Source organism: Streptomyces sp. NPDC001002 (genome assembly GCF_053599215.1).
In genome coordinates this window covers 1-11,307 of record NZ_JBSFLV010000023.1, presented here as the reverse complement: position 1 = coordinate 11,307, position 11,307 = coordinate 1, and the positions used below count along the sequence as shown (strand labels likewise).

Annotated in this window: 9 protein-coding genes and 1 pseudogene; 8 read left to right on the top strand and 2 right to left on the bottom strand. The window is 69.7% G+C overall.

Annotation, left to right across the window (positions count from 1 at the left end):
- Positions 1-44 precede the first annotated feature (44 nt).
- The 3 genes from ACWDR3_RS13295 to ACWDR3_RS13285 all read left to right on the top strand — a co-directional run bounded on the left by ACWDR3_RS13295 (position 45) and on the right by ACWDR3_RS13285 (position 3,405).
- A complete protein-coding gene (locus ACWDR3_RS13295) occupies positions 45-1,289 on the top strand; it encodes a L,D-transpeptidase (protein ID WP_450352601.1) in 1,245 nt (414 codons plus the stop codon).
- Between the two features lie 158 nt (positions 1,290-1,447).
- Entirely contained in the window at positions 1,448-1,804 is a 357-nt protein-coding gene (locus ACWDR3_RS13290) for a twin-arginine translocation signal domain-containing protein (protein ID WP_450352600.1), read from the top strand.
- Between the two features lie 215 nt (positions 1,805-2,019).
- Positions 2,020-3,405 (top strand): glycoside hydrolase family 16 protein, encoded by a 1,386-nt coding sequence (locus tag ACWDR3_RS13285; RefSeq protein ID WP_450352599.1) that lies wholly within the window; start codon positions 2,020-2,022, stop codon positions 3,403-3,405.
- A gap of 80 nt (positions 3,406-3,485) precedes the next feature.
- On the opposite strand, the gene ACWDR3_RS13280 is transcribed toward ACWDR3_RS13285, so the two are convergent.
- Both ACWDR3_RS13280 and ACWDR3_RS13275 read right to left on the bottom strand, forming a co-directional pair.
- Positions 3,486-3,776, bottom strand: a complete 291-nt coding sequence (locus ACWDR3_RS13280; protein WP_450352598.1) for a hypothetical protein — start codon at positions 3,774-3,776, stop codon at positions 3,486-3,488.
- A 124-nt stretch (positions 3,777-3,900) separates the two neighbouring features.
- A complete protein-coding gene (locus tag ACWDR3_RS13275) occupies positions 3,901-4,806 on the bottom strand; it encodes a helix-turn-helix domain-containing protein (protein WP_450352597.1) in 906 nt (301 codons plus the stop codon).
- Positions 4,807-4,961: 155 nt separating this feature from the next.
- Here ACWDR3_RS13275 and tkt point away from each other — a divergent pair, with 155 nt between their 5' ends.
- The 5 genes and pseudogenes from tkt to ACWDR3_RS13250 form a co-directional block, all read left to right on the top strand.
- Positions 4,962-7,037, top strand: a complete 2,076-nt coding sequence (gene tkt, locus ACWDR3_RS13270) for a transketolase (protein ID WP_450352666.1) — start codon at positions 4,962-4,964, stop codon at positions 7,035-7,037.
- A 19-nt stretch (positions 7,038-7,056) separates the two neighbouring features.
- Positions 7,057-8,202: a transaldolase gene (gene tal / locus ACWDR3_RS13265; RefSeq protein ID WP_450352596.1), complete on the top strand. Its 1,146-nt coding sequence runs from the start codon at positions 7,057-7,059 to the stop codon at positions 8,200-8,202.
- Complete coding sequence (gene zwf, locus ACWDR3_RS13260; RefSeq protein WP_450352595.1) at positions 8,199-9,740, top strand: glucose-6-phosphate dehydrogenase; 1,542 nt, start codon at positions 8,199-8,201, stop codon at positions 9,738-9,740. Before tal ends, zwf begins: the two co-directional genes overlap by 4 nt.
- Entirely contained in the window at positions 9,737-10,672 is a 936-nt protein-coding gene (gene opcA / locus ACWDR3_RS13255) for a glucose-6-phosphate dehydrogenase assembly protein OpcA (protein ID WP_401712617.1), read from the top strand. The genes zwf and opcA overlap by 4 nt, the downstream gene beginning before the upstream one ends.
- Positions 10,665-11,307 (top strand): annotated as a pseudogene (locus ACWDR3_RS13250) (glucose-6-phosphate isomerase); the annotation flags it as partial. The gene opcA and the pseudogene ACWDR3_RS13250, both read left to right, overlap by 8 nt.

The window sequence follows — 11,307 nt, the reverse complement described above, 5'->3', positions numbered from 1 at the left end:
GCGCAGGATGCATCCGCAAGGTGGATTTCTCAGGAAGGCCTGCCGTGGGCGCATCGCACATATCGAACCGGTCCGAGCAGCAGTCGGCGAGGTGGTCCCGGCGCGGGGTGCTCACCGCGCTCGGGGTGGTGCCTGCCGCCGTCCTGACCGGGTGCAGTTCGGCGGGCGCCTCGGAGGGCGACAGCACGAAGGCCGCCGCGTCGGGCGTGGCCTCGCCCTCGGCGACGAAGCGGCCCACGATCACGGTCAGCCCGGCCGACGGCACCAAGAAGGCCGACTTCGCGAGCCCGGTCGAGGTCACCGTGACCGACGGCACACTCACCTCGGTCAAGGTCACCGGGAACGACGGTTCCACGCTGGCCGGTTCGCTCAATGACGCCAAGACGAAGTGGACGTCCACGAAGAACCCGTACTCGGGTACGAAGTACACGGTCGCCGCCACGGCCGAGGGCGCGGCGCAGCAGACAGCGACCTTCACCACCAAGGCGCCCGGCGAGACCTTCGTCGGCTACTTCACGCCCGAGGCGAACACCACCTCCGGTGTCGGCATGCCGGTGTCGATCAACTTCACGCACGCCGTGGCGGACCGGGCCGCGGTCCAGAAGGCGATCACGGTGACCGCCGAGCCGGCCGTCGAGGTGGTCGGCCACTGGTTCAGCGACACCCGGCTCGACTTCCGCCCGGAGACGTACTGGGCGTCCGGCACGACGATCACGCTCAGCCTGCGCCTGAAGGACGTCGAGGGCTCCGACGGTGTCTACGGCGTCCAGTCCAAGGACGTCACCTTCCACATCGGCCGCGAGCAGATCAGCACGGTCGACCTGTCCGCCAAGGAGATGGTGGTCAAGCGGGACGGCGCGACCCACGCCACCTACAAGGTCTCCGGCGGCGACTCCGACCACACCACCTGGTCCGGGATCATGGTGATCAGCGAGCGCTTCAAGCAGACCCGCATGGAGTCCTCGACGGTCGGCCTCGGCGACGAGTACGACATCTCCGACGTCCCGCACGCCCAGCGCCTGACCACCTCCGGCACCTTCGTGCACGGCAACTACTGGGCGTCCACAGGGGTGTTCGGCAACCAGAACACCAGCCACGGCTGCGTCGGCCTGCACGACACCAAGGGCGCCAACGACACCTCGGTGCCCGGCTACAAGTTCTACGACAGCTCGATGCTCGGTGACGTCGTCATCGTCAAGAACTCCGGCGAGAAGACGGTGGAACCGTCCAACGGCCTCAACGGCTGGAACATGTCATGGGCCAACTGGAAGGCGGGCAGCGCGCTTTAGGCCCCGCCCTTCGTACGCGGCCGGTCTCGCCCAGGCCGGTCTCGCCCAGGCCGTCCACGAGCGGACGATCTCGTTCAGCCCCTCGCGGTGATCGACCGTGCCTACGATCGGCCGACGGCCCCGGGAGTCACCCGCGCGGCCGTGAAGGAGGGGGTACTTTGTCCAGCATCTCAAGACGTTCCCTGCTCGGATACTCCGGTACGGCCACCGCGGGCGCCGTGCTCGGCGGTGCGGCGGCGGCCCAGCCGGCCCAGGCCGCGGAGGCGGAGCAGACCGCGGCGACCACCTCGACCGACTTCCCCAACGGGACGCTCTTCAGCGGGAACTCCCAGCTGGTTCAGGACGACATGAACGGGGACCTCACGATCAAGTTCAGCGTCGCGGTGAACGACGCATCGGCGGCCCACGTCATCTCCCCGCTGGAGATCGCCGAGGCGCTCAACGAACTCGCGGCCACCAAGGGCTGGCCACCGATCACCTTCTACGGCACCCCGGCGCCCGCTCCGCTGAACTGACCCGGGCCGAGGCGGCCGTAGCCGGCGGCCGCCTCGCACCCATACCTTCCATACGGTCCTTCATCGGGTGAACTCGCCCCGCCCGCAGGGACTTTCCTTGCTTCAACTCTTGACGACCGGAGTACCGGCGGGCACATTGACCCCACCCTGAGAGCGCTCTCAAAGGCTCTTGAACACCCGCACCCCACCCCACTCCGTACCCGAGAGGCACCCCCATGAGTGCACCCTCCGGAATACCCAGACGCCGCCGCGCCCTCATCGCCGTACTCTCCACGATCGGTCTGGCGGCCGCTCTCGCCACGGCCGCCAGCCTGCCCGCGAACGCCTCCGCGCCCACGCCCCCGGCGGGCTGGTCGCAGGTCTTCCTCGACGACTTCAACGGCACCGCCGGCACCGGTGTGAACACCTCCAACTGGCAGTACGACACCGGGACTTCGTATCCGGGCGGCCCCGCCAACTGGGGCACCGGCGAGGTCGAGACGATGACGAACAGCACCACCAACGTCTCGCTCGACGGCTCCGGCAATCTGCGCATCACCCCGGTGCGCAACTCGGCCGGCCAGTGGACCTCGGGCCGCATCGAGACCACCCGTACCGACTTCCAGCCCCCGGCCGGCGGCAAGCTGCGTGTCGAGGCCCGGATCCAGATGCCCAACGTCACCGGTACGGCGGCCGAGGGCTACTGGCCGGCGTTCTGGGCCCTGGGCGCCCCCTACCGCGGCAACTACCAGAACTGGCCCGGCGTGGGCGAGTTGGACATCATGGAGAACGTCCAGGGTCTCAACAAGGTCTGGGCGACGCTGCATTGCGGCACCAGCCCGGGCGGCCCGTGCAACGAGACGACGGGCATAGGCAATTCGGTCGCCTGCCCGAACACGACCTGCCAGTCCGGCTTCCACACCTACTCGATGGAGTGGGACCGCTCGGCCAGCCCCGAGGCGATCCGCTTCTACGTCGACGGCGTCAACTACCACACGGTGACGGCGAGTCAGGTCGACGCGACCACCTGGGCCAACGCCACCAACCACGGCTTCTTCCTGATCCTGAACGTGGCGATGGGCGGCGGCTTCCCGGACGCGTTCGGCGGCGGCCTCGACGGCGACACCCAGTCGGGCGTGCCGATGGTCGTCGACTACGTCCAGGTCCTGTCGGCCAGTGGGAGCGGTACCACGCCTCCGCCGACCGGCAACCGTGACGCCTACAGCGCCATCCAGGCCGAGTCCTACGACAGCCAGTCCGGCACGGTCCCCGAGACGACCACCGACACCGGCGGCGGCCAGGACATCGGCTCGCTCGCCAACGGCGACTGGGCGCAGTACAAGGGCGTCAACTTCGGCTCCACGGCGGCCACTCAGTTCGTCGCGCGGGTGGCCAGCGGTGCGGCCTCCGGCGTGAGCGGCCTGGTCGAGGTGCGCCTCGACAGCCGTACCAGCACGCCCATCGGCAGCTTCGCCCTCTCCAACACAGGTGGCTGGCAGTCCTGGCGGACGATCCCGGCCAACATCAGCTCGGTCACGGGCACGCACGACGTCTATCTGACCTTCACCAGCGGCCAGCCGGCCGACTTCGTGAACGTCAACTGGTTCAACTTCGGGCACTAGCAGCCCGGCCACCGTGCGGGGCCCCGAACCGGTGGGCCCCGCACGGAGTTTCGCTCTCCCCCGCAGAGCGAAGTCCCGGTTCAGTCCAGGATGCGCAGGCGCCAGTAGCCGACGTCGTCGCAGGCGTATGCCAGGGCCCCCAGAGCGACGTAGATCTTGCCCGCGGCCTGGCACTGCGAGAGCCGCTCGTAGGCGCCGACCGTATGCCAGACGGCGGCGGGTGAGAGTTCGGCGGCCGGTTGAGCCTTCCCGACGGCCGCCGGGGCCGCGTTGCCGACGCCCCAGGGGCTGGGGGCCGCGCCGGCGACGCCCGCCCCTCCCAAGGTGATCATTGCCGCCACCGCCGCGGTGGCCGAGATCTTCCCGAACACGGCTGCCTCCCGTTGTGAGCCTCGGTCTCGTGTCTGAGAACGAGGGTGCGGGTCGTGGCCCTGTCTGTCCTTACGCATGCGTGCACACCCCTTTGGTCTGCGCGCACAGTCGCGGACCGGGCCGTCAGCGAAGTTCCGCCCGGAACCCCGCCGGCGTCAGATCCGTGTGCTGGTGGAAGAACTTGGAGAAGTTCGCCGCGTCGGGGAAGCCGACCGCCGCGCCGACGCGGCCGATGGGCAGGTCCGTGTGGGCGAGGAGGCGCTTGGCCTCCAGGACCACGCGTTTGTCGATGAAGCCCTTGGGCGTCTCGCCGGTGGCGGCGCGGACCGCGCGGACGAGGGTGCGGCGGGAGTAACCGAGCGCGTCGGCGTACGCGCTGACGCTGTGGTTGGTGGCGAAGCCCTGCTCGACGGCGTCCCGGAAGAGGGTGAACGTCGTGTCGGCCTGCGCGCGGGCCGCCTCCGCGGACCTGGCCGCGAGGTGGGCGAGGCGGAGCAGGAACGCGGTCAGAGAGTGGCGCAGGACCGAGGTGTGCAGGCTCAGCGGGAGCGTGGTCGTGTCCTCGTACTCGCGTTGGAGCTGGGCCAGGGACGAGCGCAGGGCGGCCAGTTGGGGCGCGTCCGGGCGGAGCAGGGGCGGCAGGTCGTAGCGGTAGAGGCCGGTCGCCTCGACCGTGGCGCGCGGCAGGAAACCGGGCTGCATGGTCAGGACGGTGCCGCGGTACTCGTCGTCCCGCGAGAAGCGGTGGACCTGGCCGGGGCGGATCCACAGGACGTCGCCGGCCGTCGCCTCGTACTCGGCGAAGTCGATCATGTGGCGGACCGGGCCCTCGTCGAAGAGCATCACTACGTGGAAATCGATCCGGTGGACGCGGTGCAGCGGGGCGTCCGCGTGCCAGGTGCGGTCGGTGCCCATCGGTCCGACCTGCATGCCGACCCCGCACACACTCAGCTCGACCGGGAAGGGAAACGTTCGGATGGCGTCCACGCCGCCTTCACCGTCGCCACCTTGGATGGTTCTGTCCGCCATGTCCTTCTCGTGCCGCCTCGATCGCGCTGTCCGTGTCCCACTTTCACCACAGGCTGACACACAGGGACCTTCCCTCTAAAAAGTCAGACTTTTAGTTTTGAACGCGTCAGACCAGCTACTCCGCTCCGATCGAGGACTTCTTGAAGATGAGCACGATGAGCGCGCAGACACCGGACAGCTTCGAATGGACCGAACTCGACCGGCGTGCCGTCGACACGGCCCGCGTGTTGGCTGCCGATGCCGTGCAGAAGGTCGGCAACGGCCACCCGGGCACCGCGATGAGCCTGGCCCCTGCCGCATACACGATCTTTCAGAAGCTGATGCGTCACGACCCGGCGGATCCGGAGTGGACCGGACGTGACCGCTTCGTCCTCTCCCCCGGCCACACCTCGCTGACGCTCTACACCCAGCTCTTCCTCGCGGGGTACGAGGTCGGACTCGACGACCTCAAGTCCTTCCGCACCCACGGCTCCAAGACCCCGGGTCACCCCGAGTACGGGCACACCGCCGGCGTCGAGACCACCACGGGCCCGCTCGGCCAGGGCGTCGCCAACGCCGTGGGCATGGCGATGGCAGCCCGCTACGAGCGCGGCCTCTTCGACCCCGAGGCCCCCGAGGGCACCTCCCCCTTCGACCACACCATCTGGGCGATCGTCTCCGACGGCGACCTTGAGGAGGGCGTCTCCGCCGAGGCCTCCTCGATGGCCGGCCACCAGAAGCTCGGCAACCTGGTCTTCCTCTACGACGACAACCACATCTCCATCGAGGGCGACACCGCCACCGCGTTCTCCGAGGACGTGCTCAAGCGCTACGAGGCCTACGGCTGGCACGTGCAGCGGATCGAGCCGGCGCTCGGCGGCGACATCGACGTAGCGGCCCTGTACGCGGCGCTGAAGGCCGCGCAGGCCGAGACCGCGCGGCCCTCGATCATCGCCATGCGCACGATCATCGCCTGGCCCGCCCCGAACGCGCAGAACACCGAGGCCTCCCACGGCTCCGCGCTCGGCGCCGACGAGGTGGCCGCGACCAAGCGGCTGCTCGGCTTCGACCCGGAGAAGTCCTTCGAGGTCGCCGACGACGTCCTCGCCCACACCCGTACCGCCCTGGACCGGGGCGCGGAGGCGCACGCGGCCTGGGACAAGCAGCTCGACAAGTGGCGCGGCGCCGACGCCGAGCGGGCCGCCCTGTTCGACCGGATCGTCGCCGGTCAGCTACCCGAGGGCTGGCAGGACGTCCTGCCGGTCTTCGAGGAGGGCGCCTCTGTCGCGACCCGTGCCGCCTCCGGCAAGGTGCTCCAGGCGCTCGGCGGGGTGCTGCCCGAGCTGTGGGGCGGCTCGGCCGACCTGGCCGGCTCGAACAACACCACCATCGACAAGACGTCGTCGTTCCTGCCCGAGGGCAACCCGCTGCCCGGCGCCGACCCGTACGGCCGTACGATCCACTTCGGCATCCGCGAGTTCTCCATGGCGGCCGAGATGAACGGCATCGCGCTGCACGGCAACACCCGTATCTACGGCGGCACCTTCCTGGTGTTCTCCGACTACATGCGCAACGCCGTCCGCATGGCCGCGCTGATGCAGCTCCCGGTGACCTACGTCTGGACGCACGACTCCGTCGGGCTCGGCGAGGACGGGCCGACCCACCAGCCGGTCGAGCACCTCGCCTCGCTGCGCGCGATCCCGGGTCTGAACGTGGTCCGCCCGGCCGACGCCAACGAGACCGCGATCGCCTGGGCCGAGATCCTGAAGCGGCACGCCACCGACCCGGCCCCGCACGGCCTCGCCCTCACCCGGCAGGGCGTGCCGACGTACGCGCCGAATCCGGACGCGGCCAAGGGCGGTTACGTCCTGCGCGAGTCCTCCAAGGACACCCCGGACGTGATCCTCATCGCCACCGGCTCCGAGGTCCACCTCGCGGTCGAGGCGCGTGAGGCGCTGGAGGCGGAGGGGATCGGCACGCGCGTGGTGTCGATGCCGTCCGTGGAGTGGTTCGAGGAGCAGCCGCGGGAGTACCGCGAGCGGATCCTGCCGCCGGCCGTGAAGGCCCGTGTCGCCGTCGAGGCGGGTGTGGGTCTCACGTGGTACCGGTTCGTAGGTGACGCAGGACGCATCGTCTCTCTTGAGCACTTCGGCGCCTCCGCCGATGCAAAGACCCTTTTCGCCGAGTTCGGTTTCACCCCCGAGAACGTCGCCGCAGTCGCCCGGGAATCCGTGGCCGCCGCGCGCGGTTGATCCGTTCGCCAGAAAGAAGATGATCATTGTGACCGATGCAACCGCGTCCGCGGACAACCTCAAGCGCCTGTCCGACGAAGGCGTCTCCATCTGGCTGGACGACCTCTCGCGCAAGCGGATCGAGTCCGGCAACCTGGCCGAACTCGTCGCGAAGCAGCACGTCGTGGGCGTCACGACGAACCCCTCGATCTTCCAGGCCGCGATCGGCACGGGCGAGGGTTACCAGGAGCAGCTCGCCGACCTCGCCGTCCGCGGTGTCACGGTCGACGAGGCCGTACGGATGATGACGACCGCCGACGTCCGCGCCGCCGCCGACGTGCTGCGGCCCGTGTACGACGCCACCGGCGGCCGGGACGGCCGGGTCTCCATCGAGGTCGACCCCCGTCTGGCCCACGAGACGGCGCCCACGATCGCCGAGGCCAAGCAGCTGTCCTGGCTGGTCGACCGCCCGAACGTCATGATCAAGATCCCGGCGACCAAGGCGGGCCTGCCCGCGATCACCGAGGTCATCGGCCTCGGGATCAGCGTCAACGTCACGCTGATCTTCTCCCTGGAGCGCTACCGCGAGGTCATGGACGCCTACCTGGCGGGCCTGGAGAAGGCCGCCGCGAAGGGCCTGGACCTCTCCACGATCCACTCCGTGGCCTCCTTCTTCGTCTCCCGCGTCGACTCCGAGATCGACAAGCGCCTGACCGTGCTGGGCACCGACGAGGCCCTCGCCCTCAAGGGTCGGGCGGCGCTGGCCAACGCGCGCCTCGCCTACGAGGCGTACGAAGATGTATTCCAGGGCGGTCGCTGGACCGCTCTCGCCGGCGCGAGGGCCAACAAGCAGCGTCCGCTGTGGGCCTCGACCGGGGTGAAGGACCCGGCGTACAAGGACACCCTGTACGTGGACGAACTGGTCGCGCCGGGCACCGTCAACACGATGCCGGAGGGCACCTTGAAGGCGACGGCGGACCACGGTGTGATCACCGGTGACACGGTCACCGGCGGTTACGCCCAGGCACGCGCCGATCTCGCGGCCGTCGAGCGGCTCGGGATCTCGTACGAGGAGGTCGTCAAGCAGCTGGAGGACGAGGGCGTGGCCAAGTTCGAGGCGGCCTGGCAGGACCTGCTGGACGCCGTGACGAAGTCCCTGAACAGCGAAGGGGTCGACGGAGAATGACCGAGAGTCCCGCCATCGACTGGGCGAACCCGCTGCGCGACGCGCGCGACCGGCGGCTGCCCACCATCGCCGGTCCGTCCGGCCTTGTCATCTTCGGCGTCACCGGCGACCTGTCCCGCAAGAAGCTGATGCCGGCCGTCTACGACCTCGCCAACCGCGGGATGCTGCCGCCGGGCTTCTCGCTCGTCGGGTTCGCCCGCCGGGACTGGGAGGACGAGGACTTCGCGCAGATCGTGCACGACTCCGTGCGCGAGCACTCCCGCACCCCGTTCCGCGAGGAGGTGTGGCAGCAGCTCGCCGAGGGGATGCGGTTCATCCCGGGCGACTTCGACGACGACACGGCGTTCAAGCAGCTCAAGTCGGCCGTCGAGGAGCTGGATGCCTCCCGGGGCACCGGGGGCAACTTCGCCTTCTACCTCTCCGTACCGCCGAAGTTCTTCCCCAAGGTCGTCAAGCAGCTCAAGAAGCACGGTCTGGCGAACGCGCCCGAGGGGTCCTGGCGGCGCGCGGTCATCGAGAAGCCGTTCGGCCGCGACCTGGCGAGCGCGCGGGAGCTGAACGCGCTCGTGCACGACGTGTTCGAGCCGGACCAGGTGTTCCGCATCGACCACTACCTGGGCAAGGAGACGGTCCAGAACATCCTGGCGCTGCGCTTCGCCAACCAGATGTATGAGCCGATCTGGAACCGCTCCTACGTCGACCATGTGCAGATCACGATGGCCGAGGACATCGGCATCGGCGGCCGGGCCGGCTACTACGACGGCATCGGCGCCGCCCGTGACGTCATCCAGAACCACCTGCTCCAGCTGATGGCGCTCACCGCCATGGAGGAGCCCATCGCCTTCGACGCCGAGTCGCTGCTCACCGAGAAGCTCAAGGTGCTCAAGCAGGTGCGGCTGCCGGAGAACCTGGGCGAGCACACCGTGCTGGCGCAGTACGCGACCGGCTGGCAGGGCGGCGAGAAGGTGGCCGGCTACCTCCAGGAGGAGGGCACCGACCCCCACTCGAAGACCGACACCTACGCGGCCGTCAAGCTGGAGGTGGACAACCGCCGCTGGGCGGGCATCCCCTTCTACCTGCGCACCGGCAAGCGCCTGGGCCGCCGGGTCACCGAGATCGCGGTCGTCTTCAAGGTCGCCCCGCACTCCCCCTTCGACTCCACGGCCACCGAGGAACTGGGCGCCAACGCGATCGTGATCCGCGTCCAGCCGGACGAGGGCATGACGGTCCGGTTCGGCTCCAAGGTGCCGGGCACCTCGATGGAGATCCGGGACGTGTCGATGGACTTCGCGTACGGCGAGTCCTTCACGGAGTCCAGCCCGGAGGCGTACGAGCGGCTCATCCTTGACGTGCTGCTGGGTGACGCCAACCTGTTCCCGCGTCCCCAGGAAGTGGAAGAGTCCTGGAAGATCCTCGACCCGATCGAGGAGTACTGGGCGAAGCAGGGTAAACCCGCCCAGTACCCCTCGGGCAGCTGGGGGCCGAAGGAAGCCGACGAGATGCTCGCACGAGACGGACGGAGCTGGCGCAGGCCATGAAGATCGACCTGACCGACACCACGGCAAGCAAGATCAACAAGGCGTTGGTGCAGGGTCGCCGCGCCATCGGCACCCCTGCCGTGGGCATGGTCCTGACGATGGTCATCGTCACGGACGAGGAGAACGCCTACGACGCGATCAAGGCGGCCGAGGAGGCCTCGCACGAGCACCCCTCGCGCACCCTGGTCGTCATCAAGCGGCTCGCCCGCTCGCCCCGCGACCGCACGACGTCCCGCCTGGACGCCGAGGTCCGGGTGGGCGCCGACGCCGGCACCGGCGAGACGGTCGTGCTGCGCACCTACGGCGAGGTGTCCGACCACGCCGACTCGGTCGTCCTGCCGCTGCTGCTGCCGGACGCGCCGGTGGTCGTGTGGTGGCCGGCGGACGCGCCCGAGGTGCCCGCCAAGGACCCGCTGGGCGCCCTCGCCCAGCGCCGGATCACCGACCTGTACGCGGTCGAGCGGCCGCTGGAGGCGCTGGCGGGACGGGCCCGTGCCTACACGCCCGGCGACACGGACCTGGCCTGGACCCGGCTGACGCCGTGGCGCTCGATGCTGGCTGCGGCCCTGGACCAGGCGCGGATGCCGATCATCTCGGCGGCCGTGGAGAGCGAGGCGGACAACCCGGCGGCCGAGCTGCTCGCCCGGTGGCTGGAGGCCCGTCTGAAGGTGTCCGTCGACCGGGTCGAGAGCGCGGGCCCGGTGGTCACGGCCGTGCGCCTGGGCACCACGAGCGGCGAGATCGTCATCGACCGACCCGAGGGCCCGCTGGCCACGCTGACCCTGCCGGACCAGCCGCCGCGCACCCTCGCCCTGAAGGTACGCCCCACCTCCGAACTCATCGCCGAGGAGCTCAGGCGCCTCGACGCCGACGAGATGTACGCCATCGCCCTGCGGGGCGAGGCCACCAAGGAGACCCCCTCTCATGTCTGACTCCCCGACGCTGGACCGGCGCCCCGAGTGGGCGGCACTCGAGGACCACCGCGCCCAGGGACAGCCGCAGTTGCGCGAGCTGTTCGCGACGGACCCCGGACGCGCCGAGCGGTACGTCGTGCGCGTGGGCGACCTGCGCATCGACTACTCCAAGCACCTGATCACCGACGAGACGCTGGCCCTGCTCCAGGAACTGGCCACCGCCACCGACGTGTTCGGGCGGCGCGACGCCATGTTCCGCGGCGACCACATCAACTCCACCGAGGACCGCGCGGTCCTGCACACCGCACTGCGCGCCCCGCGCGACGCGGTCATCGAGGTCGACGGCGAGAACGTCGTCCCGGCCGTGCACGCCGTCCTCGACAAAATGAGCGACTTCGCGAACCGGGTCCGCTCCGGCGAGTGGACGGGCCACACCGGCAAGCGCATCAAGAACGTCGTCAACATCGGCATCGGCGGCTCCGACCTCGGTCCCGCGATGGCCTACGAGGCCCTGCGGGCGTTCACCGCACGGGAGTTGACGGTCCGCTTCGTGTCGAACGTGGACGGCGCCGACCTCCACGAGGCCACCCGCGACCTCGACCCGGCGGAGACGCTGTTCATCGTCGCCTCCAAGACGTTCACCACGATCGAGA

Coding starts and splice junctions, on each gene's coding strand:
- tkt (WP_450352666.1), top strand. CDS start 4,962: ATGAGCGCGCAGACACCGGACAGCTTCGAATGGACCGAACTCGACCGG.
- ACWDR3_RS13275 (WP_450352597.1), bottom strand. CDS start 4,806: ATGGCGGACAGAACCATCCAAGGTGGCGACGGTGAAGGCGGCGTGGAC.
- tal (WP_450352596.1), top strand. CDS start 7,057: ATGATCATTGTGACCGATGCAACCGCGTCCGCGGACAACCTCAAGCGC.
- zwf (WP_450352595.1), top strand. CDS start 8,199: ATGACCGAGAGTCCCGCCATCGACTGGGCGAACCCGCTGCGCGACGCG.
- ACWDR3_RS13285 (WP_450352599.1), top strand. CDS start 2,020: ATGAGTGCACCCTCCGGAATACCCAGACGCCGCCGCGCCCTCATCGCC.
- opcA (WP_401712617.1), top strand. CDS start 9,737: ATGAAGATCGACCTGACCGACACCACGGCAAGCAAGATCAACAAGGCG.